At 54.9% G+C, this 24,644-nt stretch carries 24 protein-coding genes; 13 read left to right on the top strand and 11 right to left on the bottom strand.

What is annotated here, in order from left to right; all coding sequences use genetic code 11:
• Positions 1-14: 14 nt before the first annotated feature.
• The 3 genes from ugpE to ugpB all read right to left on the bottom strand — a co-directional run bounded on the left by ugpE (position 15) and on the right by ugpB (position 3,255).
• Positions 15-857 carry a sn-glycerol-3-phosphate ABC transporter permease UgpE gene (gene ugpE, locus AB7E06_RS12505; RefSeq protein WP_094196693.1) on the bottom strand — a complete coding sequence of 281 codons (843 nt, stop codon included), beginning with the start codon at positions 855-857 and terminating at the stop codon, positions 15-17.
• Positions 858-878: 21 nt separating this feature from the next.
• Positions 879-1,763: a sn-glycerol-3-phosphate ABC transporter permease UgpA gene (gene ugpA, locus AB7E06_RS12500; RefSeq protein WP_108727487.1), complete on the bottom strand. Its 885-nt coding sequence runs from the start codon at positions 1,761-1,763 to the stop codon at positions 879-881.
• A gap of 184 nt (positions 1,764-1,947) precedes the next feature.
• Positions 1,948-3,255 (bottom strand): sn-glycerol-3-phosphate ABC transporter substrate-binding protein UgpB, encoded by a 1,308-nt coding sequence (ugpB, locus tag AB7E06_RS12495; RefSeq protein ID WP_094196695.1) that lies wholly within the window; start codon positions 3,253-3,255, stop codon positions 1,948-1,950.
• A 177-nt stretch (positions 3,256-3,432) separates the two neighbouring features.
• Here ugpB and proC point away from each other — a divergent pair, with 177 nt between their 5' ends.
• The 6 genes from proC to AB7E06_RS12465 all read left to right on the top strand — a co-directional run bounded on the left by proC (position 3,433) and on the right by AB7E06_RS12465 (position 9,443).
• On the top strand, positions 3,433-4,272 hold the full coding sequence (gene proC / locus AB7E06_RS12490) for a pyrroline-5-carboxylate reductase (protein WP_230018182.1): 840 nt from the start codon (positions 3,433-3,435) through the stop codon (positions 4,270-4,272).
• Positions 4,273-4,601: 329 nt separating this feature from the next.
• Positions 4,602-5,723 (top strand): high-affinity branched-chain amino acid ABC transporter substrate-binding protein, encoded by a 1,122-nt coding sequence (locus AB7E06_RS12485; protein ID WP_094196697.1) that lies wholly within the window; start codon positions 4,602-4,604, stop codon positions 5,721-5,723.
• A gap of 104 nt (positions 5,724-5,827) precedes the next feature.
• On the top strand, positions 5,828-6,757 hold the full coding sequence (gene livH, locus AB7E06_RS12480; protein WP_094196698.1) for a high-affinity branched-chain amino acid ABC transporter permease LivH: 930 nt from the start codon (positions 5,828-5,830) through the stop codon (positions 6,755-6,757).
• Positions 6,757-7,980 (top strand): high-affinity branched-chain amino acid ABC transporter permease LivM, encoded by a 1,224-nt coding sequence (gene livM, locus AB7E06_RS12475; RefSeq protein ID WP_094196699.1) that lies wholly within the window; start codon positions 6,757-6,759, stop codon positions 7,978-7,980. The genes livH and livM overlap by 1 nt, the downstream gene beginning before the upstream one ends.
• Positions 7,977-8,741 carry a high-affinity branched-chain amino acid ABC transporter ATP-binding protein LivG gene (livG, locus tag AB7E06_RS12470; RefSeq protein ID WP_094196700.1) on the top strand — a complete coding sequence of 255 codons (765 nt, stop codon included), beginning with the start codon at positions 7,977-7,979 and terminating at the stop codon, positions 8,739-8,741. The genes livM and livG overlap by 4 nt, the downstream gene beginning before the upstream one ends.
• The gene (locus tag AB7E06_RS12465) at positions 8,742-9,443 is read left to right on the top strand and encodes an ABC transporter ATP-binding protein (RefSeq protein WP_094196701.1); all 702 of its coding nucleotides are present in this window, start codon (positions 8,742-8,744) and stop codon (positions 9,441-9,443) included. It begins immediately after the preceding gene.
• Positions 9,444-9,603: 160 nt separating this feature from the next.
• Here the strand turns inward: AB7E06_RS12465 and AB7E06_RS12460 are convergent, their stop codons facing one another.
• The 3 genes from AB7E06_RS12460 to AB7E06_RS12450 form a co-directional block, all read right to left on the bottom strand.
• Positions 9,604-10,305, bottom strand: a complete 702-nt coding sequence (locus AB7E06_RS12460) for a hypothetical protein (RefSeq protein ID WP_395029567.1) — start codon at positions 10,303-10,305, stop codon at positions 9,604-9,606.
• A gap of 24 nt (positions 10,306-10,329) precedes the next feature.
• The gene (locus AB7E06_RS12455) at positions 10,330-10,944 is read right to left on the bottom strand and encodes a glutathione S-transferase family protein (protein WP_094198345.1); all 615 of its coding nucleotides are present in this window, start codon (positions 10,942-10,944) and stop codon (positions 10,330-10,332) included.
• A 64-nt stretch (positions 10,945-11,008) separates the two neighbouring features.
• On the bottom strand, positions 11,009-12,916 hold the full coding sequence (locus tag AB7E06_RS12450; RefSeq protein WP_395029569.1) for a S9 family peptidase: 1,908 nt from the start codon (positions 12,914-12,916) through the stop codon (positions 11,009-11,011).
• A gap of 153 nt (positions 12,917-13,069) precedes the next feature.
• Between AB7E06_RS12450 and AB7E06_RS12445 the strand changes: the two genes are divergently transcribed.
• From AB7E06_RS12445 to AB7E06_RS12425, 5 genes are all read left to right on the top strand, one after another.
• Positions 13,070-14,041 (top strand): D-2-hydroxyacid dehydrogenase, encoded by a 972-nt coding sequence (locus AB7E06_RS12445; protein WP_094196703.1) that lies wholly within the window; start codon positions 13,070-13,072, stop codon positions 14,039-14,041.
• 3 nt (positions 14,042-14,044) lie between these two features.
• Positions 14,045-14,833, top strand: a complete 789-nt coding sequence (locus tag AB7E06_RS12440) for an SDR family oxidoreductase (protein WP_427957164.1) — start codon at positions 14,045-14,047, stop codon at positions 14,831-14,833.
• A gap of 12 nt (positions 14,834-14,845) precedes the next feature.
• A complete protein-coding gene (locus AB7E06_RS12435) occupies positions 14,846-15,889 on the top strand; it encodes a type I glyceraldehyde-3-phosphate dehydrogenase (protein WP_427957162.1) in 1,044 nt (347 codons plus the stop codon).
• A gap of 50 nt (positions 15,890-15,939) precedes the next feature.
• Positions 15,940-17,337 carry a class II fumarate hydratase gene (gene fumC / locus AB7E06_RS12430; protein WP_125276831.1) on the top strand — a complete coding sequence of 466 codons (1,398 nt, stop codon included), beginning with the start codon at positions 15,940-15,942 and terminating at the stop codon, positions 17,335-17,337.
• A gap of 128 nt (positions 17,338-17,465) precedes the next feature.
• Complete coding sequence (locus AB7E06_RS12425) at positions 17,466-18,647, top strand: PQQ-dependent sugar dehydrogenase (protein ID WP_199827893.1); 1,182 nt, start codon at positions 17,466-17,468, stop codon at positions 18,645-18,647.
• Between the two features lie 4 nt (positions 18,648-18,651).
• Here the strand turns inward: AB7E06_RS12425 and AB7E06_RS12420 are convergent, their stop codons facing one another.
• Together AB7E06_RS12420 and AB7E06_RS12415 are read right to left on the bottom strand one after the other, a co-directional pair.
• Entirely contained in the window at positions 18,652-19,440 is a 789-nt protein-coding gene (locus AB7E06_RS12420) for a class I SAM-dependent methyltransferase (protein WP_094198347.1), read from the bottom strand.
• Between the two features lie 95 nt (positions 19,441-19,535).
• Positions 19,536-19,961 (bottom strand): universal stress protein, encoded by a 426-nt coding sequence (locus AB7E06_RS12415; protein WP_094196705.1) that lies wholly within the window; start codon positions 19,959-19,961, stop codon positions 19,536-19,538.
• A 255-nt stretch (positions 19,962-20,216) separates the two neighbouring features.
• On the opposite strand from AB7E06_RS12415, the gene AB7E06_RS12410 reads away from it, so the two are divergent.
• Entirely contained in the window at positions 20,217-20,555 is a 339-nt protein-coding gene (locus tag AB7E06_RS12410; protein WP_094196706.1) for a c-type cytochrome, read from the top strand.
• A 216-nt stretch (positions 20,556-20,771) separates the two neighbouring features.
• Here the strand turns inward: AB7E06_RS12410 and AB7E06_RS12405 are convergent, their stop codons facing one another.
• The 3 genes from AB7E06_RS12405 to AB7E06_RS12395 all read right to left on the bottom strand — a co-directional run bounded on the left by AB7E06_RS12405 (position 20,772) and on the right by AB7E06_RS12395 (position 23,776).
• On the bottom strand, positions 20,772-21,989 hold the full coding sequence (locus AB7E06_RS12405; RefSeq protein WP_094196707.1) for a cyanate transporter: 1,218 nt from the start codon (positions 21,987-21,989) through the stop codon (positions 20,772-20,774).
• A 56-nt stretch (positions 21,990-22,045) separates the two neighbouring features.
• Complete coding sequence (locus AB7E06_RS12400) at positions 22,046-22,720, bottom strand: ankyrin repeat domain-containing protein (RefSeq protein WP_094196708.1); 675 nt, start codon at positions 22,718-22,720, stop codon at positions 22,046-22,048.
• A 102-nt stretch (positions 22,721-22,822) separates the two neighbouring features.
• On the bottom strand, positions 22,823-23,776 hold the full coding sequence (locus tag AB7E06_RS12395) for a LysR family transcriptional regulator (protein WP_094196709.1): 954 nt from the start codon (positions 23,774-23,776) through the stop codon (positions 22,823-22,825).
• A 141-nt stretch (positions 23,777-23,917) separates the two neighbouring features.
• Here AB7E06_RS12395 and AB7E06_RS12390 point away from each other — a divergent pair, with 141 nt between their 5' ends.
• Positions 23,918-24,235, top strand: coding sequence for a DUF4148 domain-containing protein (locus tag AB7E06_RS12390; protein ID WP_094196710.1), 318 nt, complete (start codon positions 23,918-23,920; stop codon positions 24,233-24,235).
• Positions 24,236-24,644: the final 409 nt, after the last annotated feature.

Here is a 24,644-nt window from a genome sequence, read left to right as displayed (position 1 = left end):
AAGCCTGTAGAGAATTACTTTTCAGAGTCGATGAGACCTTTGACGAACCACTTTTGCATCAGCATCACCACCAAAGCAGGTGGGATCATGGCCAAAAGGGCCGTTGCCATCACCACGTTCCACTCGGTCACGCTGTCACCACCGGAGATCATGCGTCGAATCCCGACCACGATCGGGTACATATCCTCTTTGGTGGTAATAATCAGCGGCCACAAATACTGGTTCCAGCCGTAAATAAACTGAATCACAAATAAAGCGGCAATGCTGGTCTTGGACAAAGGCAGCAGAACATCTTTAAAAAACCGCATGGGGCCAGCACCGTCAATGCGAGCGGCCTCGATCAGTTCATCAGGCACCGTCAGAAAGAACTGACGAAATAGAAAGGTAGCGGTTGCAGAGGCGATCAGGGGCAGGATCAGGCCCCCGTAGCTATCAAGTAAATGCAAGTCCGCAACGACCTCATACGTAGGCATGATGCGCACTTCCACCGGCAGCATCAGGGTGATGAAAATCATCCAGAAACACAGCATGCGAAAAGGGAAGCGGAAATACACCACGGCAAAGGCCGAGAGCATGGAAATAATGATTTTGCCCACCGCAATGCCCAAGGCCATGACCATGCTGACCAGCAACATGCGTCCGACTGGAGGGGAGTTGGTAGCCGTACCCTGCAAGGCAGTAATGTAGTTCTCCACCATGTGCGAGCCCGGCCAGAGCGACATGGGCGCACGGGCCACTTCCGCACTGGTCTGGGTGGAAGCCACAAAGGTGATATACAAGGGCAGGGCAATCACGATCACACCCAGAATCAGGGTCAGATGCGTGAAAAAATCAAGAATAGGGCGTCGTTCAACCATGACTGTGTTCCTTGCTGCGCATCAGCTGTACGTCACTTTGCGATCAATATAGCGGAACTGAATCACTGTCAGCGCCACAACCACGGCCATCAGCACCACAGACTGAGCCGCCGAGGAGCCAATATCCAAACCACGGAAACCCGTGTTGTAAACCCGGTAAACCAGAATCGAGGTCGCCTCGCCTGGGCCGCCCTGGCTGACCACATCAATAATGGCGAAGGTGTCAAAGAAGGCATAAATAATGTTCACGACCAGCAGGAAGAAGGTTGTAGGGGCCAGCAAAGGAAACACAATGCCCCAGAAGCGGCGCATGGGACCAGCCCCATCCATCGCCGCGGCTTCGATTAGCGAACGCGGGATGGCTTGCAAGCCGGCCAGAAAAAACAGGAAGTTGTAGGAGATCTGCTTCCAGACCGACGCAATCACCACCAGCAACATGGCGTCATTGCCATTTAAACGCGGATTCCACTCAATACCATGCTCCAGCAGGAACACGGCCACGATCCCCACTGATGGAGAAAACAGGAACAACCACAATACCCCGGCCACCGCGGTTGCCACCGCATAAGGCCAGATCAGCAGGCTGCGATACAGCAGTGCTCCTCGTATTACCCGATTTGCCATCACGGCCAAAATCAGTGCCACCACCAAGCCCAGCACCGACACGGCAAGCGAAAATACGGCCGTTGTCTTGAACGAGGCCCTATATTCCGCACTACTGAACAGCTCGGCAAAATTGTCCAGGCCCACAAACTGCGAAGACAGACCAAAAGGATCTTCCAAATGAAAAGCCTGCCACAGCGCTTGACCGGCAGGCAGAAAAAAGAAGATCAGGGTAATGGCTAGCTGCGGGGCCAGCAGCAAATAGGGCAGTGTCTTATGACGAAAGACGACTCGTTTTTCCATAGGTTTGCGCGCAGTGGGAAGGGAGCGCCACCATCAGGGTGGACAGACTTCAAGTGAAACGAAAAGCGTATGAGCGGCTTGGACTGCATCACGACACGATGCTGGCTTGGCGCCAGAACAGCAAGTCATCAGCAACTGCGCTCATACGCTCGATTGTAAACCACCCGCGCAAGGCGGGTCGGGCTTACTTCACGCTCTTTTCAAAGCGCTCCAGCAGTTCATTACCACGACTTTGCATGGCTTTCAAACCCTCTTCAGGCGTGACCTTACCCGCAAAAATCTGCTCCATGACACCGTCTTCGATATCACGAATCTGGGGCAGGTAACCCAGACGGATACCACGCGAGTTCTCGGTGGTGCTGGCATCGAGCTGTTTGACGGCAACGTCTGCACCCACGTTCTTGGCATAGAAATCGGAGTCCTTGGTCATTTCAAAGCCGGCTTTGGTCACAGGCACATAGCCGGTGTCCTGGTGCCAGGCCGCAGCTTGTTCCGGGCTGGAGATGAAGTGGAAGAATTCGGTCACGCCTTTGTAGACATCATCCGATTTTTTGGCAAAGACCCACAGGGAGGCACCACCAATGATGGAGTTCTGGGGCGCGCCCTGGACATCGCTGTAGTAGGGCAGGCTGCTGGTGCCAAACTCAAATTCGCCGGTTTTGATAATGTTGGCGCGGTTACCACTGGAACCGGTAAACATGCCGCATTTGCCACTGGTAAACAGGGCATTAGCGGTATCGCCGCGACCACCGTAGGAGAACGTGCCGTCCTTGGACATGTCCGCCAGAAAGCTAATGTGCTTGAGAAACAGCGGGTTATCCAGTTGCAGACGGGCACCGGGGCCACCAAAGCCGTTATTCTCGCTGGCAAAGGGAATGTTGTGCCAAGCGGCAAAGTTCTCCAGCAATATCCACGAGGGCCAGGAGGAGGTGTAGCCGCACTCTTGGCCAGATTCACGCAGTTTCTTGGCTGCTGCGTGCAATTCTTGCCAGGTCTTGGGTGGTTTCTCAGCATCCAGGCCGGCTTTCTTGAAGGCATCCTTGTTGTAGTACAGCACCGGCGTGGAGCTGTTAAAGGGCATGGAAATCAGCTTGCCTTCATTAGACGAGTAGTAACCGGCAACGGCACCCAGGAACTCCGCTGGATTAATAGGCTTGCCTACTTTTTCCGACATTTCCTGCACCGGCTCAATGGCGCCCTTGGCCGCCATCATGGTGGCAGTACCCACCTCGAATACCTGCAAAATATCGGGGGCATTACCAGCACGGAAAGCGGCGACGCCAGCGTTCATGGACTCGCCATAGTTGCCTTTATACGAAGCTTTAACCTGGTAGTCCGACTGAGATGCGTTAAAGTCTTTGACTAATGCATTAACCCGTTCGCCCAAGGCCCCTTCCATTGAGTGCCAGAACTGAATTTCCGTGGCCGCTTGCGCAGTGCCGATAGAAGCAATCAGACCGGCTAGAGACAGAGCAAATAGTTTTGTTCGCATCAGGCTTTCTCCTGTATAAAAGGTGCCGCTAATGGTGTAGCAGGTTTAAAACTCAAGCTTATTACTTGTTTATGACGCTCTCATGAATGTAGCCATGGGAACGTTATATAAGCAATGACTAATTACCCTCGACTGCTGAAAAACGCGTCAAAGGACAGATTTCTAATGGGAGCGATGATGAATCCACACGATACCTCTTTTAAGCTGGCGTTTATTGGCGCGGGCAATATGGCCAGTGCCTTGGCCGCTGGTTTAATCGGGAAACGCTGCGGCGGCTCGGACGTTCTGGCCATTGATATTTACCCCCCAGCACTGGAGTCGTGGGCTCAGCAGGGTGTACAGACCACCCATGAACCCGGCCCGGCCTTGTCCAAGCAACGTATCTGGGTGTTTGCCGTCAAGCCCCAGGTCATGAAGGAAACCGTGCTGGCCTGCAAACCCTATCTGCAAGAGGACACTCTGGTTATCAGCGTCGCCGCTGGCATCCCGGCAACCGCTCTGGCCGACTGGCTGGGCGAACCCGGTAAGCCATACCAGCGCGTGATCCGCTGCATGCCCAATACCCCAGCCTTTATTGGTTGTGGCATTACCGGCCTGATGGCTCTGGAACAAGTCGATGAAAGCGATAAAGCCATTGCACAACAACTGTTGAAATCCGTCGGGGAAGTCGTCTGGGTTGAAAACGATGCCGCCATTGATGCTGTCACCGCAGTATCGGGCAGTGGTCCAGCTTATGTGTTTTTGTTTATCGAAGCCTTGATCAAAGCCGGAATTGAACAAGGTTTGTCCCCTGAGCAGGCTCGTCAGTTGTCCCTGGCCACCTTGCACGGCGCAACCCAACTGGCCACTCTGTCGCCGGAGGAGCCTTCGGTCTTGCGCGAACGGGTTACTTCCAAAGGGGGGACAACGGCAGCGGCCTTGACGGTTTTTAATGAGGGCGGTTTTACGCCACTGGTGCAAAAAGCCGTCAATGCCGCCAAAGTGCGGGCCGGTGAATTGGCTGCAGAGTTTTCCTGACACTCGGATAACTCCCTAGCACGTTGCCAGGAATTGATATAGCGCAATAAAAAAGCAGTCAAAGAGTAGAGGGGCTCCGAAAGGATCTCCTCTTTTCTTTTTTATAGAGAAGGCGTTTAGTAAGCAGGCGGATTTTAGCCTACCCATTAACAGTGCCTCCTTATTGCAAAAATAAATAAGTAGGGCGCTAGGGCTTATACGAAGTGACAAGTTTTAGGCGGCTCCCCCAAAATGGGTTCCCCTGGTGCAGAACAATGTGAATGCAAGCACCAGAACAAGCACTTTCTAAAAGTAATGCCGGTAGACCCCGGCCTCGGGAGACAGTTGCTATGACCTTTACTCGACGCTTCACCCCCGCTCTGACCGCTTTGGCCACCGTAATGGCCATGGGCACAAGCTACGCGGCGGACACCATCAAAATTGGTATTCCTCAGCCCATGACCGGCCCGTCCACCCAATACGGTGACCAGATCCAGGCCGGTGCCTTGACCGCGATTGACGCGATTAATGCCGCTGGGGGTGTCAAAGGCAAACAGCTGGAAGCCGTTCTGATTGATGACGCATGCGAACCCAAGCAGGCTGTGCCGGCGGCCAACCGCGTGCTCAACTCTGGCGCAAAATTCGCTGTTGCTCACGCCTGCTCGGGTACAACGGTGCCTGCGGTCAATATTTACGAACAAGAAGGCATTGTCGCGATTACTCCCGGAGCCACCTCGCCCTTGGTGACCGACACCATCAAGCCTCATTACTTTTTCCGCACCATTGGGCGTGACGACCAGCAAGGTCCGTTCGCGGCCGATTACATTGCCGATGTTCTGAAACCCAAGAGCATTGCCGTCCTACACGACAAGCAGACTTACGGCTCCGGTGTTGCCACGCAAGTGCGTGACGCGCTCAAGAAAAAGAACATGAATATTGTCATGTACGAGGGTATTAACGTTGGCGACAGCGATTACTCGGCCGTGATCACCAAACTCAAGGGCGTGAACCCCGATCTGATTTATTTCGGCGGTTACCACGCCGAGCTGGGCCTGCTGTTGCGTCAAGCTCGCGAGCAAGGCATGACCAACACCTTCATGGGCCCGGAAGGCGTTGCCAACCGCGATCTGGTCGCCATTGCCGGCCCGGCCGTGGAAGGTTTGCTAGTGACCTTGCCAACCGACTTCACCAAGATGCCGGCCAACAAGGATGTGATGGAGAACTTCAGCAAATACAAGCGCAATCCTAACGGGGCCTTTACCTTCCCGGCTTACGCGGCCGTGCAAATTATTGCCGACACGATCAATGCCGTAGGCGAAGATTCCGCCAAGGGAGCCGACTACATGCACGCAAATGCGTTCGATACTGCCATTGGCAAGGTAGAATACGACGCCAAGGGTGATTTGAAGCATTTCGAATTTGCCGTTTTCAAGTGGGATAAAGAAGGTAACTTTGATCTGGTTGAGAAATAAGACTGGATGATGTGCCCCCGCTCTCTACGAAGAACGGGAGCATTGCTTTTAGATGCCCACAAAGCCTCAAAACAAAACGACGGACTCAACGGAAAAAAACAAGCATGTCTGATTTACTCCCTCAGATCGTGCAGCAGCTGTTCAATGGTTTATCCTTGGGCGCTATTTATGCACTGATCGCCATCGGCTACACAATGGTCTATGGCATTATCGGAATGATTAACTTTGCCCACGGCGAGATCTACATGATCGGCGCTTATGTCGGGCTGGTGACCCTGACTGCGATTGGCGTAGGCTCGGGTCTGCCCATCTGGCTGATCATTCTTATCATGTTGCTGGTTGCCATGCTGGTAACTGCCGTTTACGGCTACGCAATTGAAAAAGTTGCCTATGCGCCATTGCGTGGCAGCCCTCGGCTGGTCCCGCTGATTTCAGCCATTGGTATGTCCATTTTCTTGCAGAACTGGGTTGCCCTGGGTCAAGGCGCACGTGATATGGCTGTACCCGCCTTGCTGACGGGTTCTTTCCAGTTCAGCCTGGGCTCGGACGGCTTTACGGTTACCGCGCCTTACTCGCGCGTCATGATTATTGTCGTCACCGTAGTGCTGATGATCATGCTGAGCCTCTACATCAAATACTCGCGTCTGGGTCGTGCCTCGCGTGCTTGTTCACAAGACTTGCGCATGGCCAATCTGCTGGGGATCGACACCAATAAAATCATCTCCTTCACCTTTATCATCGGTGCCATGCTGGCTGCCGTGGGCGGCGTGCTGATTGCCACCGCCATTGGCAAACTGAACCCCTTTATCGGCTTTATTGCCGGCATCAAAGCCTTTACAGCCGCCGTGCTGGGCGGTATCGGCAGCATCCCCGGCGCCATGCTGGGCGGAGTCTTGCTAGGTTTGGCAGAAACCTTTGCCGCTGCCTTTATTTCGTCGCAGTACAAGGACATCGTGGCCTTTTTACTGTTGGTCTTTATCCTGCTGTTCCGCCCAACGGGCCTGCTGGGTAAACCCGAGGTGGAGAAAGTCTAATGATGAACCGCTTTAGCAATGCATTTATCGCCGCTGTCCTGGCAGGCATTATTGTGGCTCCCGTCTTTGGCCTGCAAATTATACGCACCGGGATGACCACCCACCTGGAAAGCGATTGGCAGATCATCCTTATCGGCATGGCACTGGTCTTTGTCGTCCAGTTGATCCGCCCTAACGTCAATCGCACCAAGGTGCGTGAAAGCCGCTGGACCTTGCCCAAACTGAGCATGCAGCACAAGAAGATCCTGCTGTACATCGTGATCGCTTGTGCCGTGGTCTGGCCCTTTTTTGGTGGTCGTGCCCAAGTGGACATTGCCACCCTGGTGCTGATCTACATCATGCTGGGCCTGGGGCTGAACATTGTGGTCGGCTTTGCCGGCCTGCTGGACCTGGGCTTTGTGGGTTTTTATGCCGTAGGTGCCTATACCTACGCCTTGCTCTATCACTACGCAGGCTGGGGCTTCTGGGAAGCGCTGCCGCTGGCGGGTGGTATGGCGGCCCTGTTTGGCTTCCTGCTGGGTTTCCCCGTACTGCGCTTGCGCGGCGACTACCTAGCCATTGTTACCCTGGGCTTTGGTGAAATCATCCGCCTCTTGCTCATTAATATGTATAACCTGACGGGTGGCCCAGACGGCATCTCCGGTATTCCCAAGCCAACCGTATTCGGTTTCCCCATGGCCCGCCGTGCACCAGAAGGGCAGACCACGTTCCACGATCTGATGGGCTGGACCTTCAGCAATCAGGACGTCGTGGTGTATCTGTATTTGATGGCCTTGGCTCTGGCCCTGATTACCTTGTTAGTCTCCAGCCGTGTGGTGCGCATGCCTATTGGCCGTGCCTGGGAAGCCTTGCGCGAGGACGAGATTGCTTGTCGATCGCTGGGTCTGAACCCCACCACCATCAAACTGTCCGCCTTTACCATGGGCGCCATGTTTGCCGGTTTTGGCGGTGCTTTCTTTGCTGCCCGTCAGGGGCTGGTCAACCCAGAGTCCTTCACTTTTATTGAATCAGCCTTAATCCTGGCCATCGTCGTGCTAGGTGGTATGGGTTCACAAATTGGCGTCATTCTGGCTGCCATTGTGCTGACAGTGGTTCCTGAATTGGCCCGAGAGTTCGCGGAGTATAGGATGTTGATTTTTGGTTTGGTCATGGTTGCCATGATGGTTTGGCGTCCACAGGGCTTGTTACCTGTACAACGCCCTCATGTGGAGTTGCGTACATGAGCCCATTACTCCAAGTATCAAACCTGTCGATGCGTTTTGGTGGCTTGCTGGCAGTCGATTCCGTCAGCTTCGATGTAAAGAAAGACGAAGTCTTTGCCATTATTGGCCCTAACGGCGCTGGGAAAACCACCGTATTTAACTGTGTCGGTGGTTTTTACAAACCCACCTCCGGCTCGGTCACCCTGGAAGACCAGCCCATCCATGGCTTGTCCAGCCATAAAGTGGCACAAAAAGGCTTGGTGCGTACCTTCCAGAACGTACGCCTGTTCAAGAAACTGACCGTACTGGAAAACCTGCTGGTTGCCCAGCACAGTCAGCTCAAGGCCGGCTTTCTGTCTGGCCTGTTAAACCTGTCACGCTACAAGCTGGCAGAAAAACAGGCCAAAGAACGAGCCGTGACATGGCTGGACTTCATGGGTCTGACCGATCTGGCCAACCGTGAAGCGGGCAACCTGGCCTACGGCCACCAGCGCCGCCTGGAAATTGCACGTTGCATGATTACCAAGCCTCGCTTGCTGATGTTGGACGAGCCTGCAGCGGGCCTGAACCCCCAAGAGAAACGCGATCTACAGGCCCTGATCGACCAGCTACGCCGGGAGTTTGGCGTGGCCGTCTTGCTGATCGAGCACGATATGAGCCTGGTTATGGGCGTGTCAGACCGGATCCTGGTTATGGAGTATGGCAAACCCATTGCCACCGGCCTACCTGAAGAAGTGCGCAATGATCCGCGCGTCATCAAAGCCTATCTGGGGGAAGAATAAGTGCTGAAGCTGGATTCCGTATCTACCCATTACGGCGCTATTCAGGCGCTGGATCAAGTTAGCGTGGACGTGAATCAGGGCGAAATCGTCACCCTGATTGGCGCGAACGGCGCTGGCAAAACCACCTTGCTCATGACCGTATGTGGCTCGCCCCGAGCCAGCTCGGGCAGCATCAGCTTCATGGGCGAGGACATTACCCAAGCCGATACGCACCGCATCATGCGCAAAGGCATCGCTATCTCTCCCGAAGGCCGCCGCGTCTTTCCAGACTTGACCGTATCGGAAAATCTGAAGATGGGCGGCTTCTTTCTGAGCCGCAGCGAGATCGAAGAAGGGGAGGAGCACGTCTACAAACTGTTTCCCCGCCTGAAAGAGCGCGCAGCCCAACGTGCCGGAACCATGTCAGGTGGTGAGCAGCAAATGCTGGCCATCGGGCGTGCGCTCATGAGTAAGCCTTCCTTGCTGCTACTGGACGAACCTACGCTAGGCCTGGCCCCACTGATCATCGCCCAGATTTTCGACATCATCCGCATGATTCGGGAAGAAGGTGTGACGGTGTTCCTGGTGGAACAAAACGCCAATAAGGCTCTGCAAGTTGCAGACCGTGGTTATGTGCTGGAAACCGGGAAAGTGGTGATGCAGGATACCGGGGCCAATTTGTTGGCCAATCCGGATATTCGGAAGGCGTATTTGGGGGCTTGACGTATTTGCACCCCAGAAAAAAGCTGAACACCAAAAAAACCAGAGATGGCGTATATGCCAATCTCTGGTTTTTTTTATTTACCCCTGCTCAGTCTCAAATAAGTATCCGTTTCAACAAAAAGTGGCGCAAGACAAAAAGAGGCTGGGCCACCGTTCACTTCTACTCGTTTTCCAAACAGAGTGTGAGCTGCTGCCCGTTGGGGCCAAAGGCGCAATCAGGAAGAGGGGTACGTAAATTGAAATGCAGCGGCAGCACCAAGTAAAGCACGACCAACAATAACGCAACGACTGTTTTAACCTTGCTTGGTCGGGATGCTATCGGGTAAAGTCCGGCCTGTCGATATTTCACGATGCCGATCGCCGCGAGGCCCGCCCCTACCAGCATGGATACATAGAGCTCGCCAAGCCCAGGTGACAACATCTGCTCATGTCGTTCATACGCCTGCCAATATTGAATCCGCCACAGCGCACTGATACCCACTTGCAGTAGCCCCGCTAATACCCAGGTAATATGCCATCCCGAGAGCCGGAACAACGCTAGAGCGCATAGGCCTGATACGCCAAAAACCCAGTAGCTAAGATTGAATAGGGCGCCAAACATACCGCCCAATAGCGTTCCGCTGACATCCGTGGGTTTTAATACATGAAAATTAATGAAGGCAAACAAGGCCAAGACGGCCAATGCGGCAAGCCAGCTTGCCGCATAATAGCCGAGGTTTCTGGGAGCAGGCCCATCGTGTCTTTGCCGATAAAAACTGAACAGTTTGTTTTTACTCACTATCAACCTGTCCCAGAGCATGATGCTGTGTGGCTCGCCAGATAAGTGTGTGATTCGTTTCGTGCTATCTGAAGGATCAATCACTCACTATTCGCTTTGCACACAAGCTTAATCCTTCAATAGACCTTCACCACGCAAGGCCGCTTTCACGCCCTCGTTCTGCTCCATACGAGCAAAGAACGCGTTCAGGTTCTTCATGCCCGACAGGTCCAGCTTCATCAGGCCAGCCCAGCGCAGCACCACGTACAGGTAAGCATCGGCCACAGACAAGGAGCCCGACAGGGTTTCTTTGCCTTCCAGGTGCTTGTCAATCACGCCCAGTTGTTTGGTCAGCAAAGCAGCGGTCTTGGCTTTGATTTCGGCCTGGGTCGCTTCCTGATCAGCGTAGCGATGCACACCGAACACCACGCCCACGTTACGGTGGATTTCAGCGTTCAGGAAAGCCAGCCAGCGGCGCGCTTCAAAGCGCTGTTCGATCGTGCTGCCAATCAAATTGGCTTGCGGGTTCTTTTCGTTCAAGTATTCCAGAATAGCGATACTTTGCGTCAAGACCAGATCACCGTCCACCAGAACCGGCACAGCGCCGCTCGGGTTCAGTTTCAGGAAGGCTTCTTGTTGCAGTTCGTCGCGGCTAACGCGCTGGGATTCAAATGGCTTGCCTAGCCACTCCAATGCAATGCGGATTACCAAAGGACAAGCACCGGTCATGTAATACAGTTTCATACGTTCCCCTTCCAAAATTGCGATAAACAAAATGGCGCGAGCTTGTCGCGCCACTCCAAAACAATCAAGGCTGCAAATGTCGCGCTAGAAAGCGTTCCATGCGCTCGTAAAACTCGAACTTGTTCTCGTCGTTGTGAAAGCCGTGGCCTTCGTTGTCCTTGACCATATACTCCACGTCTACACCACGTGCTTTTAAAGCCTCGACCATTTGATCGCTTTCCGCCTTGTTCACCCGAGGATCATGTGCGCCCTGAGCAATAAATAGCGGAGTACGGATTTTGTCGGCGTGCAGAACCGGAGAGTTGGCTTCCAGCAGCTCTTTATCCTTCTCCGGATCGCCCACCATGGCGTGCATTTTCACCAGCAGCGGTTTCCAGTACGGCGGGATGGTGTTCATGAAAGTCAGCAAGTTGGACACGCCTACATAGTCCACTGCAGCCGCGTACAAGTCCGGGGTTTTGACGATACCGGCCAAGGTCGCATAACCACCGTAGCTGGCACCGTAAATGGCAATACGCTTGGGATCAGCAATCTTTTGATCAATCAGCCACTGCACGCCATCGGTAATATCGTCCTGCATGCTCAGGCCCCATTGCTTGAAGCCCGCTTCCCAGAACTTGCGGCCATAACCGGTCGAACTACGGAAGTTGATTTGCAAGACGGCGTAGCCACGGTTGGCCAGGAACTGCACCTCGGGGTTAAAGCCCCAATAGTCGCGCGCCCAAGGGCCACCGTGCGGGTTGATTACCACCGGCAAATTACGGCTGGGTACACCCAGCGGCAGACTCAGGTAGCCGTGGATTTTCATGCCATCGCGTGCCGTAAATTCGATGGGATGCATGGTCGCCATATCGCTTTCAGGCAGCGCACTATTGATGACAGCCAGCTTATGTAGGCTGTTGCTATCCACGTCATAGAGGTAGCGTGAGCCTGGATTGCGGTCGCTGTAGCTGGCCACAATCATTTTCTTTTCATCACGGGTGATGGACTGAACGCTGATCTCGTAGCCGGGCAGCTGGCGCGCAATTGCCGCGTGGATTTTCTCGCTGTGCTCGTCAAAGAAATGCTGACCCGGTTTGTCGGTGTAGTAATCCACCGAGGTCAGCACCTGGCGAAGACGGGAATAACCGGCCCCCATCAAATCGTAATCAGGCAATTCGTAAATTTTCTCTTCCTCGTGCGGCTTGGCAGGATCAATCAGGACTAAGGCCGAAGTGTCACGGCCACGATTGCTCAGCGCGTAAAAACGCTGGTTATCCGCGTGAAAGAAGAGGGGGCTGACTTCGGTACGGAAGTCCGTTTGCAAAATGCTGCGGAAGGGCTCGGATTCGCTGTCACGGTAACGCAGTTCGGAATCTACGCCCGAGATCGAGATCGCCAAACGCACACGACCTTGATGGTCCGTGCTCCAGCCCAGTACATCGCCTGGGTTCTCAGCGGCCAGGGTGCTTTCGCCGGTCAGGACATTCACCTTGTAGACATCAAACACTTCCGGGTTGCGGCCATTGTGTGACACCAGGATATGCTCTGGATCGTCGGGCAAGTCATCCTGTACACCGGCGCGCACACCTTCCAGCGGTGTCAGATCAGTGACTTTGCCCGTGATCACGTTCACGGCCAGTACGTGATAGTTCTCGTCGCCATTGACGTCCTTGGCGTAAATAACGGTCTCGTCGCCTTTCCAGAAGTATTCGGCAATATCGCGCTGATGTTCAGCGGTGACTCGACGAGGCTCACCGACCGGTTCACTGCCTTTCAACTCTTGCACAAAGATATTTTGACGGGCGGGATTGCCATCAATTTTGACGGGCTCCATAAAGCCGATCATGCGCCCCTGGTCCGAAATCCGGAAACCGCTACGCTTGGGGTTCTGAAAGAAGTCCCGTATGTCGTACAGTGGGGGAGTGGTGCTAGCGACGTTATCCGGTATCAGGGCGTGGGCGCCCAACGAAAGCAAGAGGGACAAGAGCATAAGCAATAACCTATAAAACAGGGTTATGAGGATCAGACCAAGGACAAGCCTGCGTCAATCCCATTACTATATCGGATGATGGTACCCGGCAAAGCTAAGAGCCCTCTGAAAATAGGGCCAGAATAGCGGGGACAACCCAGGACAAGGACAGGCATGACTTCTTTGACTCGTATCGTTTTTCTGGATAGAGAGACACTGTCAGACAGCGTACAGCTGCCACAGGTTCCCTTTAAGCATGAACTGCAAGTGTACGGACGTACGGCTCCCGATCAAGTGGCCGAACGTATTGCTGATGCCGACATTGTCATCAGCAATAAAGTGGCGCTGCGGCGCGAGCATTTGCAGGCCGCGCCCAACTTGAAAATGATCGCGCTGGCCGCTACCGGTAGCGACAATATCGACCTGGATGCCGCCCGCGAACACCAGATTGTCGTCAGCAATATCCGCGACTATGCCGTACGTAGTGTTCCGGAGCACGTTTTTGCGCTGGTCTTTGCCTTGCGTCGCAATATCTGCGCTTACCGCCAGTCTGTCAAAGAAGGCCGCTGGCAAGAAGCCCAACAGTTCTGTTATTTCGACTATCCCATACGCGATCTGGCCGGCTCCACCTTGGGGCTGATCGGTTCGGGCTCCTTGGGGCAAGCCGTTGCCACCATGGGCCGCGCCTTGGGCATGAAAGTCATCTTTGCCCAGCGCCGTGGTCAGACCATCGTCAGTAATGCTGATGACCGCCTGCCTTTCGAGCAAGTTCTGGAGCAGGCGGACATTCTCTCCTTGCATTGCCCGCTGACAGCAGAAACGCAGAACATGCTGGGCATGGCCGAATTCGAGCGTATGGCCCCGCGCCGCCCCTTGCTGATCAATACCGCCCGTGGCGGGCTGATTGACAATCAGGCGCTGGAGCACGCCTTGCGGCAAGGCTGGCTGGGTGGCGCCGGCATTGATGTTTGCACGCCCGAACCGCCACCCGCGGACCATATCCTGATGCGCTTGTTAGACTTGCCCAATTACATTTTGACGCCGCACATAGGCTGGGCCAGTCAGGAAGCCATGCAAGCCCTGGCAAACCAGCTGATCGAAAACATTGCGGCTTTCCACCGTGGCGAAGCACGCCATACGCTGTAGACAATGACTGATTTAAGCTCCTATCAAGCCAATTTCTCCCTGACTGGCCGCTGCGCTCTGGTGACTGGCTCTTCTGCTGGTCTGGGCCTGGAAATCGCCCGTGCCTACGCCGCCCATGGCGCTCATGTGATTCTGCATGGTCGTAACGCCAGCAAACTCCTGCCGCTTGCCGAGGAACTGAAAGCCGCTGGCGCCCATGTCGATACCTGGGAGCACGATCTGGCCGATCTGGACTCCTTGCCGGGCTCCTACCAGGCCCTATGCCAGCGCGCCGGCACACCGGATATTCTGGTGAACAATGTAGGCGTACGACTGCGCAGCCGCTTGCAGGACGCCAATTGGGACGATATTGAGCATTTGCTGAATGTGGACCTGCTGGCCACGCTGAAATTGTCCAAATACGCGGCCCAGGCCATGCTGCACGCCCAAGCCCAGCAAGGTCGTATTGTGACCTTGACCTCCATTGCAGGCCCGCTGGCCCGTCCGGGTGACGCTATTTACCCCGTCGCAAAGCAGGGACTGGCCGGCATGGTGCGTGCGCTGGCAGTAGAATTTGGCGGGCAGGGCATTACCAGCAACGGCATTGCCCCTGGCACGTTTGCCACAGAAAGCAATGCGGCGCTGGCCCAGGATCCGGTCAAAGGCCCTCTGGTGGTTGGCCGCAATCCCTTGGGACGCTGGGCCAATCCGGATGAAATCCACGCTGCTGCTGTGTTTTTGGCCTCCCCGGCTGCTTCCTATGTCAATGGCCATATCGTGGTTGTAGACGGCGGATTCTCCATTACTTTCTGATTTTTCCTGATCATGCCGCTACCTCGTCCCATCCGCATCGCGATCAATGGCTATGGCCGCATAGGCCGTTGCTTGCTGCGCGCCATTTACGAATCCCCACAACGTCAGGCGTTTGATGTGGTGGTTATCAACGAGCCCGCCACGATAGCCACCATGGCTTACCTGACGCGCTTTGATTCGACTCATGGCGTATTCCCGGCCCAGGTAGAGCACAACGAACACGAACTGATTGTGGGTGGCAAAGCCATACGGGTTCTGCATGAAACCAACCCCAAAGCCATAGACTGGGCGGCGCTTAATCTGGACATGCTGATCGAGTGCAGTGGCGCCTTTGGCAGCCGCGCCGAGCTGCAACAGTTCCTGGACGCCGGTTGCCCGCGTGTGCTGGTATCAAACCCTGGCAATAGCGCCCAGGATGTGGATTTCACCACCGTGCTGGGCATTAACCATGAGCAGTTGCAAGGCGACGAGCGGATTGTCTCCAATGCGTCCTGCACCACCAATGCCATCATCCCAGTTCTGGCTGAACTGGATAAAACCTTTGGCATACGCCACGCCTTTTTAAGCACGCTGCACTCGGTGATGAACGATCAGCCCATGATCGACGGCTACCACAGCAGCGATCTGGCCCGTACCCGTTCCGCCTTGCAATCCATGATTCCCGTCTCTACCGGATTGGCGAGCGGCGTAGAACGTCTTTTGCCGCAGCTAAAAGGCAAGGTTCAGGCCAAGTCCATACGTGTGCCCATCTTGAACGTGTCGGCCATTGATCTGATGGTCAATCTGGAGCGTGACACCAGCCGGGACGAAATTAACCAGCTATTTCAGAAAGCGGCACAGCAATGGCCTGGTATTCTTGACTACTCCGATCAGGCCCATGCCTCGATCGACTTCAATCACAATCCACACTCTGCCGTGGTGGACGGATCACAAACCCGAACCAATGGGGACGGGCTGGTCAATATGCTGGTCTGGTTTGATAACGAATGGGGGTTTTCCAACCGCATGCTCGATATTGCCTGTGTGTGGGCTGCGCGCTTTTTGCGCCAGCCGTGAACACCCCATTTCCAAACTGAACTGTCTTCCGAATTCTTACAGGAGCCATGATGAGTACGACACGTATTGAACAGGATTCCATGGGAACCATTGAGGTTCCCGCCGACCACTATTGGGGCGCACAGACACAGCGCTCGATTCTGAACTTCCCGATTGGTCGCGACCGCTTCCAGTGGGGCCGCAGCATGATCGAGTCGCTGGGCATCCTGAAAAAATCCACGGCCCTGGCCAACCAGGAACTGGGCGAATTGCCCGACGAGCTAGCCCAGTTGATTGTCAAAGCGGCTGATGAAGTGATTGCAGGCCAGTGGGACACCGAATTCCCGTTGGTAGTGTTCCAGACCGGCTCTGGCACGCAAAGCAATATGAACGTGAACGAGGTGATCTCCAACCGCGCCATTGAGCTGGCCGGTGGCGAGAAGGGCAGCAAAAAGCCCGTCCACCCGAATGACCACGTAAATCGCGGCCAGTCGTCTAACGACACGTTCCCGACTGCCATGTACATCGCAGTGGGTCTGGAATGTCAGCGCCGCCTGCGTAAAGACGTGGGCCAGTTGCGCGACACCCTGGCCGCCAAAGCCAAGCAATTCAACAATATTGTGAAAACTGGCCGTACCCACTTGCAAGATGCCACGCCCATCACGCTGGGTCAGGAAATCGGTGCCTGGGTTGCGCAGATTGATTTCGGCCTGCAAACCGTGGACAAGGCACTGGACGGCATTTACCAACTGGCGATTGGCGGCACTGCCGTGGGTACAGGTCTGAATGCCCATCCGCAGTTTGGCGAGCGCACAGCGGCCCATATTGCCAAGATCACAGGTCTGCCATTCCAGGCTGCCGAAAACAAGTTCTTCGCACTGTCGGCCCACGATGCGCTGGTGAACCTGTCCGCCTCCCTGCGTACCCTGGCCGGTGCCTTGATGAAGATGGCTAACGACGTGCGCTGGCTGGCCAGCGGTCCTCGCTGCGGGATTGGCGAACTGCAAATCCCCGAGAACGAGCCCGGTTCCTCCATCATGCCCGGCAAGGTCAACCCGACTCAGTGCGAAGCTCTGACCATGGTAGCCGTGCAGGTCTACGGTAACGACGCTGCTGTCGGCTTTGCCGGCAGCCAAGGCAACTTCCAGCTGAACGTCTACAAACCGGTGATGGTGCATAACGTCCTGGAGAGCATTGCCTTGATCAGCGATGCGTGCCTAGCCTTTGATGAGCATTGCGCCCAGGGTCTGGAACCTGTCATGGAGAAAATCCAGCACAATCTGGATCAGAACCTGATGCTGGTTACCGCCTTGAACCGCCACATCGGTTACGACAAGGCCGCCTACATTGCCAAGACCGCCCATAAAGAGGGCCTGACCTTACGTGAATCCGCCCTGAAATCGGGCTACCTGACTAACGAACAGTACGATCAGTGGATTGTGCCGTTGGATATGACTCACCCGGGCTAAACCTCAGCCTCGGTTATGCTTGACCGTGTTCGCTCCATCAAGGGAGCGAACACCTAAGAAGACGGCCCTGTGTCTCTATGAAAGAGTAGGGGAGTGTTTCACCCCACCTAGCTGCCTTTCACTGCCCTATGCGTATAAAAAAAATTCTCGGCTTGTCCTCGGCGTTTGCTGCCACCGTGCTGGGCATGGCTGCCGCCATTGCGCCGACGCCGGCCCGGGCACAATCTGAACCTGTTCCTGTTATCAGCGGGCCGGCTGTCTCGGTTGAAATCCTGGCCAGCGGACTGGAACACCCTTGGGCCATGGCTTTTTTGCCCAATAACGCCGGAATTCTCCTTACCGAACGCCCAGGTCGCCTGCGCATTTGGACCAAAGAAAACGGCTTGTCTGAACCCATTACCGGTGTGCCCAAAGTCCACGCGCACTCTCAGGGCGGTTTACTGGATGTAGCTCTGGCCCCGGATTTTTTCCGCAGCCGCCGGATTTATCTGGCTTATGCAGAGCGGCGCGACAAGCAACACTCGGCCACCACCGTAGGCTATGGCGTGCTGTCTTCGGACCTGAAACGTATCGATGCCTTCCGTCCGATTTTCCGCCAGGAACCCGCCTTGTCCACCGGGCAGCACTATGGCGTGCGCATGGCCTTTGATCCGGGTGGACGAGACCTGTACATTGCCTTGGGCGAGAACAACCAGCCCGCAACCTCCCAGCAACTGGATCATCTGCAAGGCAAAGTCGTACGTATCCGTCCGGATGGCATGGTCCCACGCGACAACCCCTTTCGCAGTCTGCGCGGTGCCAGGGCGGAGATCTGGAGCTACGGCCACCGTAACCCGCAGGGCATGGCCTGGAACCCCTGGACAAATGAACTCTGGGTCGCTGAACATGGCCCGCAAGGCGGCGATGAGCTGAACCGCATTCAATCGGGCGCCAATTATGGCTGGCCTTTGCGTACCAAGGGTCAAGGCTATGATGGCAAACCCATTCCCAACGCCAGTACCACACTGATTGAGGGCCTGATCGAACCCTTCCACTACTGGTCAGTGTCGCCTGCTATCAGCGGTATGGCTTTCTATAACGACGAGCGCGTCCCGGACTGGCAGCACAGCCTGTTTGTTGGGGCCCTGAAAGAGCAAGCCTTGATTCGTCTGCAATTTGACGAAGAGGACGGCCATATCGTCGGAGAAGAGCGCTTGTTGCAAGACCTGAAGCAGCGTATCCGGGATGTACGCGTCGGGCCGGATGGCGATGTCTATGTGCTGACCGACGAAAACAACGGCCAGCTCCTGCGCATACAAGCCAAGCCCTAATCCCTTAAGCCGGTTTGCGACTGCGTGTCGCCATAAAGCTGGGCAAGTATTTCTCGATCTCAAAGCGCGGGGCGGGGTGCATTTCTTCGATGTAATCGACCAGATGCAAACCTGCCTGCAACTGCCCACCAATCTGCTGCGCCAGGGAATGCCCAAAAATCAAGGGCTCCATGCGAGCCTGCTTGGCTTGTAGTGCGTCGGCATCCAGGCTGCTTAAGTCCGAATAAGGGACCGTGAACTTGGGACGGATCAAGCCCTGCTGGGCATAACTGGGATCCCGGTCGGCAATAAACACAGCCGGATTGAAGAAGCTGGACAGCAAATGTCCGCCTGGACGCAAAACGCGGGCGCATTCTTTCCACACCACGCTGATATCAGGCACATACTGGTTAGACACCGGGTGTAAGATCAGATCAAAACTCTCGGACGCAAAGCGCGATAAGTCGCACATATCGCCTTGTTCGATCTGCAAGGACAAGCCGTCACGCTCGGCCACCATACGGTCTTTGTCCAGTTGCCCGGCAGACAGATCAAACACCGTTACCTTAGCCCCGGCTGCGGCCAAAATAGGGGCTTGCTGCCCACCGGCACTGGCCAGGCATAAAACGGATTTACCTTGAATATCACCCAGCCAATCCGCAGGAACAGGCGAGGGCAGCAAATGCACTTGCCATTGCCCACGACGGGCCTGTTCAACCTGCTCGCTGCTGACAGGCAAGGACCAGGGGCTTTCGGTTTGCGCCTGCTTGTCCCAGGCACGGGCATTGTGTTCGAGTAAGTTGGAATCTGGCATAAGGGGCGCGTTTGTAGTTGTGATGGCTGTATTGAACACAGTCATAAAAAAGGCCGTCTCAAGGACGGCCTGCCGAGACTGAACAATCAGCTCAATTACTTGATCAAGGTGACGGGCACATGCACCAGGCTCAGCACCTTGGTTGTAACCGAACCCAGCACCAGGCCGGGTAGGGCGCTCAGACCGCGAGTCCCCATCACAACGTGATCGATTTGGTTATTTTCTACATATTCTTTGATAGTTTGAGCGGCGTTGCCGGCAATAATGCTCTCTTTGACTTTCAAGGGCGAGCCAGCCAACACGGAGCGCGCAGGCAAAAGCGCATTGCTGCCTTCATCCTGGTAGTACGCCTGCAACACGTCTTCCGAGAAAAAGCGTTTAACGTTGCCCGACACGATCGGTGTAGGAACAGCCAGCACGTGCAAAGTGGCTTCTGGTTTGCCCGTTAGGATGTCAACCGCTGCTTTCAAAGCGCGCGTGGAAGCATCTGAGCCATCGACAGGAACGAGAACATTAAGCATGAAGACCTCTTGTAGTGTATGAACTGTTTAAGTATGAAGCACTAACTTCTACTAGGACATTACAGAATAAGCGCAGCGACCCGCTTGATCAGCATCAAGACCCACCGCAATTTATGAAAGCTTGTTCTATCATAACCGTATGATCACGATGTGCATGCCACATAGCCCCACTTATGTGCGGAAAAATACAAGTGCGACGCACCTTTCTCGCCCACCGTTCTGGCGCACCAGCCTTTTAATTAGGAGATACCCCTCATGCGTGTAAAGCAGCTACTGGTCTGTACAGCCTTGTTCAGTGCCGGTTTCAGTGCTCAGGCAGCCCAAGCCAGTTTTGAATCGGTCCAGAATGTGTTGACCAGAAACGCTTGCCTGTCCTGCCACACGGTGGACAGGAAAGTGGTCGGTCCTGCCTATAAAGACATTGCTGCCATGCGCAAGAGCGATCCGGCCAATGCTGAGGTGATTGCCCAGCATATTCGTCAAGGTAGCAAGGGGGTTTATGGTCCTTTACCCATGCCTGCAAATCCGGCCATTTCCGATGCGGACATCCAGGTAGTCGTGGACTGGATCATGGCGGGCGCACCAAAAGAATAAGCAGGGTGTTGACACACAGGGAAACGGTCATCCAAGGATGGCCGTTTTTATTGGCTGCGCAGGATTGCGATTTTCCACGCCATCTTACGATCATCATTTAGATAAGAAAAGACAAACGCAGCATCTGCGGTCAACGGCTAGACCACAAAATCCCAAGGCGATAAAAAAGCCTGGGTACATCAATAGCCAGGCTTTTTTCTACATGATCAGATTGACTTAAAGAGTGTCGTTCCGATTCATCTTTTTGGCGTATTGCGCAGGCTGAAAGCTCCAGGCCATGATGGCCACCAATGCCGCCATTGCCGCATGCAACAGCCAGCCTGCCTGAAAGCCATTACTCATTTCACGCAACTGCACGCTGATCATGGGAAAGAGGGCCGCAATCGGAAAGCCACCGCCTTGCATCAAGGCACTCAACGTCCCGGCACGAGCCGCATCCGGAAAGTGGTCCAGAGCCACCAACAGCAGCAAAGAAAAACAACCGCCCAGACCGATGCCGATAATAATCGCCCATAAATATGGGGCCATATCGGGCACAAAAGTAAAGGCCAGAAAGCCAACACATTGGCAAGCCAGGGCCAGCCATACCCACATACGGCGGTCTTTGTTCTTGGCCGCCAAGGTGGGCAAACCAAACGCCGCAATCGCTTGCGCCACCGACAAAACCGCCACCAGGCTACCGCTGGATTGCGCTGACCAGCCTCGATCTTGGTAGAACGTCGCTAGCCAAGTCACCAAGGAGGCATAACCCCCGTTGATCAGGCCAAAACACACCATTAAGGTCCAGGTGCGGGGACGAGCCAGCAAAGACAAGGAGGGCGGCGACAAATTCGCGCCCGGCTCCTGGCGTGGCACCACTTTCCACGCAATCCACAAGGCCACACTAATGGGCAAGGCCCAGAATGCCAGGGCGATACGCCAACTATCCGTCAAGGCACTCAGCAAAGGCGTAATCTGCGCGCCCAAAGCACCACCCCCCATCAGGGTGGCCGAGTAAATTCCGGTTACCTGAGCAATATGATGCGGAAACTGCTCTTTGATCAAACCGGGCATCCCAGCCTGCAACAAAGACACCCCAAAACCGCAGATCAGGGCTGTGGCAATCAGGCTGGCTCCATTGGGCACAAACCAGCGCAACACGCAGCCCAGACACAGCAAAAGCAAAGCAGTCATCAGCACGTGACGCAGCGCCAGGACACGCCGCAAAGAGGGCATGCAAAAGGCCCCCAGCCCCATCACCATCATAGGCAGCAAGGTCAACCAGGCCAAGCTGCTCAAAGGCATGTCCAAGCCTTCGGCCACCTGCCTGGCCAAAGTACCGCTGGATGTCAGAAAAGGGCGCAGGTTCAGCCCGACCAAAATGACGAAAGCCAGCCACAAGCCTGGGCTGGCCAACGCGCCCGACCGTGCGGGCGCAGTCTGAGTAAAAGACATAAAATCGTTATTGTTGTTGATGAGAAGAAAAAAATAGAGGGACGAACAGACCAGGCTTAGGGATTCGCCCCGGCCTGCTCCAGAATTTCGGCCATCTCGGTTTGGCTACGTTGGCGCGCCAAACTTAACGGTCGCACACCCTGACGATCCGGCAAGTTCACATCCGCCCCGGCCTTGATCAGCAAACGCAGCACTTCCTGATGATCTGGCCCCCCATCGGACAACACGATGGCCTCATGCAGGGCAGTCCAACCCAGATAATTCACGTGATTAGGGTCTACGCCCGCTGCCAGCAGCAAACGTACGATATCGACATAGCCATGTTCAGCGGCAGGGATCAAAGCGGTGCCACCATAACGGTTCACGCTACGCAGATCAGCCCCATTTTTCAGAGTCATGCGTAGAATTTCCAAACGGCCTTGTGCACCGGCAACCAGATAAGGGCTGTCGTGAATGGAGTCAGTCTGGTTCACATCCGCGCCCGCGCGTATCAACTGCTCAGCAATATCCACATGGTTCAACCAGGTCGCACGCAGCAAGGGACTTTGCCCTTGATCATCGCTGACACTGACACTGGCACGTGCTCGTTTTTCTGACAGAATTTCGCGCACCTTGGCACTATCGCCTTGTTCGACTGCTTCCAGCAAAACGGTTTGCGAGTACACGTTGCCACTTCCTAAGGCCAGGCCCATCACCAGTCCTGCCAACAAGCCTTGAATTGTTGCGCTCATGTACGTTCCCCCTTCATGGCTTTGGCCAAAGGGGCCAAACGTCTATAAATAGCATAGTTAGGTTTTGATCAATAGCGCGTCACGGCCATAGCACTTATATTTTTAGGGATAAGCCTGACCGGCCGCTGCGACATCCAGCTCCGGTTGCGACATCAATCGGTCCAGTTCACTGCGTAAGTAGTTCAAAAACACACGAGTTTTTTGTGGCATCAGGCGGGATGGCAATAGCGCCAGAATGGGGAAAGGCGCAAACTCCCAATCAGGCAAAACACGCTCCAGTTGCGCACAATCCGGATCCAGACGGCGCTCCAGCAAGGATGCGGCGGTAATTCCCAAATCATGCACAGCCAGCTTGCGCATCATGATGGCGTTATTCACAGTGATAGCCCCTTCCACAACAGCGTCATAACGCTCTTGATTCGGGCCGCGCAGGGACCAGATACGATCCGCACGAGCAGGGCGGGCGCAGATACACGTGTGTCCTTCCAACTCCGAAGGGTGTTTGGGCCGCCCTTTGCGATCCAGATAATTGCGGGTTGCATACAGCCCCAATCGAATCTGTCCCAACATGGTGGCGACCGCGCTGGAGTCGGGCTGAGCACCCACGCGAATGACGCAATCGTAATTGTCCGACTGCAAATCAATAGGCCGAATCGTCAAATCAAACTCCAGCTCGATATCGGGGTACTGCTGATTGAAGCCTCGGATAATGGACGGCATCAGCACAATGCTGAAGCTAGCCGGCATGGAAACGCGCAAGCGGCCTTTTGGGGTTTGGGCCACATCCAGCAACTGCTCGTGGGCCAGCCGGGCCTGTTCAACTACGGCCAGGCAACGCTCGAAATACACTTGCCCGGCATCGGTCACATCCACATTGCGGGTGCTGCGTTTTAGCAAAGCCACCCCCACTTCTTTTTCCAGTTCACGGATACGGCGTGACACCGTGGAGACGGGCATTCCCAAGGCCTGGGCAGCGCGACTAAAGTGGCGAGCGCGGGCCACTTCCACGAAGATCGCGATGTCGTTGAGCAAAGGGCCGGCGATAATGGTACTCATTTGGATTGTTCCATGAATGGAAATACATTTGCAATATTAAGGGTTTTTACTAGGTTTAGAAAGGCTCATACTCCATCTAACGATTCGCTAAACAACACAGCGAACAACCGAAAAACACACCATAGATATTTGGAGTAAATAATGAAAAACATCACACGCGCAACTATCGCCAGCCTGATTCTGGGTGCTACCGCTTTGAGCGGCACCGCCATGGCAGCCACCAACAACGTCGCCACCGGTGAAAACCTGAACTACCCAACGATTCAATCGACCGACGCTCCTTTGAGCCGTCAGCAAGTGGTTCAGGAACTGGCTACCGCTCAAGAGCAAGGCTACGTTAGCGCGGGTTCCATGAGCGATTACCCACGTATTGATACCCGCTCCGAACTGAGCCGTGATCAAGTTGCAGCTCAAGCCAACGACTGGAACAACAACAACGGCTCCTTCGTTGCTTACTAAGTTGAATAATCGCTAGTTAGTCGTCGCTTCCCCCTTAAAACGCCTCTTCGGAGGCGTTTTTTTTACCGCCGGGCCGCCCTAAAGCGCGGTGCCCCCGATAAAAACGCTCCCTTGGGGATGAGCCGGGACACACAGTAGTCCATTGCGGACTGCTGTGCGCCAGACGAATCCGAGCAGCATGCAGGCCGCGAGGTGGGACGTAAGCCGAAGGCGCAGCGTGGGGGCATTTTTTACCGCCGGGCCGCCCCAAGGTAAAAACGCCCCCTCGGGGGGGCAGCAAGCTGAACTGCACCCCAAAAGTTGGACACTCATCCAACCTTTGGGGTGTTTTTCATGACGAAATACGATGTACGGTTCAAAGTCAACTTGGTCGAGCAGTATCTGTCGGGAAGCAATGGTTATCGAGGGC

Origin of the sequence: Alcaligenes sp., from assembly GCF_050255915.1 — a bacterium.
In the GTDB taxonomy this organism is placed as follows: Bacteria; Pseudomonadota; Gammaproteobacteria; order Burkholderiales; family Burkholderiaceae_B; genus Alcaligenes; species Alcaligenes aquatilis.
Note: the sequence above shows the minus strand (reverse complement) of the source record. Positions and strands in the feature narration are given on the sequence as shown.

Bases quoted from the DNA above. Each gene is read 5' to 3' on its own strand.
- AB7E06_RS12450 (WP_395029569.1), bottom strand. From the start codon at position 12,916: ATGCTCTTGTCCCTCTTGCTTTCGTTGGGCGCCCACGCCCTGATACCG.
- proC (WP_230018182.1), top strand. From the start codon at position 3,433: ATGAATCCACACGATACCTCTTTTAAGCTGGCGTTTATTGGCGCGGGC.
- livG (WP_094196700.1), top strand. From the start codon at position 7,977: ATGAGCCCATTACTCCAAGTATCAAACCTGTCGATGCGTTTTGGTGGC.
- AB7E06_RS12390 (WP_094196710.1), top strand. From the start codon at position 23,918: ATGAAAAACATCACACGCGCAACTATCGCCAGCCTGATTCTGGGTGCT.
- AB7E06_RS12455 (WP_094198345.1), bottom strand. From the start codon at position 10,944: ATGAAACTGTATTACATGACCGGTGCTTGTCCTTTGGTAATCCGCATT.
- fumC (WP_125276831.1), top strand. From the start codon at position 15,940: ATGAGTACGACACGTATTGAACAGGATTCCATGGGAACCATTGAGGTT.
- AB7E06_RS12435 (WP_427957162.1), top strand. From the start codon at position 14,846: ATGCCGCTACCTCGTCCCATCCGCATCGCGATCAATGGCTATGGCCGC.
- ugpA (WP_108727487.1), bottom strand. From the start codon at position 1,763: ATGGAAAAACGAGTCGTCTTTCGTCATAAGACACTGCCCTATTTGCTG.
- ugpB (WP_094196695.1), bottom strand. From the start codon at position 3,255: ATGCGAACAAAACTATTTGCTCTGTCTCTAGCCGGTCTGATTGCTTCT.
- AB7E06_RS12440 (WP_427957164.1), top strand. From the start codon at position 14,045: ATGACTGATTTAAGCTCCTATCAAGCCAATTTCTCCCTGACTGGCCGC.
- AB7E06_RS12420 (WP_094198347.1), bottom strand. From the start codon at position 19,440: ATGCCAGATTCCAACTTACTCGAACACAATGCCCGTGCCTGGGACAAG.
- AB7E06_RS12415 (WP_094196705.1), bottom strand. From the start codon at position 19,961: ATGCTTAATGTTCTCGTTCCTGTCGATGGCTCAGATGCTTCCACGCGC.
- ugpE (WP_094196693.1), bottom strand. From the start codon at position 857: ATGGTTGAACGACGCCCTATTCTTGATTTTTTCACGCATCTGACCCTG.
- AB7E06_RS12485 (WP_094196697.1), top strand. From the start codon at position 4,602: ATGACCTTTACTCGACGCTTCACCCCCGCTCTGACCGCTTTGGCCACC.
- AB7E06_RS12445 (WP_094196703.1), top strand. From the start codon at position 13,070: ATGACTTCTTTGACTCGTATCGTTTTTCTGGATAGAGAGACACTGTCA.
- livH (WP_094196698.1), top strand. From the start codon at position 5,828: ATGTCTGATTTACTCCCTCAGATCGTGCAGCAGCTGTTCAATGGTTTA.
- AB7E06_RS12405 (WP_094196707.1), bottom strand. From the start codon at position 21,989: ATGTCTTTTACTCAGACTGCGCCCGCACGGTCGGGCGCGTTGGCCAGC.
- livM (WP_094196699.1), top strand. From the start codon at position 6,757: ATGATGAACCGCTTTAGCAATGCATTTATCGCCGCTGTCCTGGCAGGC.
- AB7E06_RS12410 (WP_094196706.1), top strand. From the start codon at position 20,217: ATGCGTGTAAAGCAGCTACTGGTCTGTACAGCCTTGTTCAGTGCCGGT.
- AB7E06_RS12395 (WP_094196709.1), bottom strand. From the start codon at position 23,776: ATGAGTACCATTATCGCCGGCCCTTTGCTCAACGACATCGCGATCTTC.
- AB7E06_RS12425 (WP_199827893.1), top strand. From the start codon at position 17,466: ATGCGTATAAAAAAAATTCTCGGCTTGTCCTCGGCGTTTGCTGCCACC.
- AB7E06_RS12400 (WP_094196708.1), bottom strand. From the start codon at position 22,720: ATGAGCGCAACAATTCAAGGCTTGTTGGCAGGACTGGTGATGGGCCTG.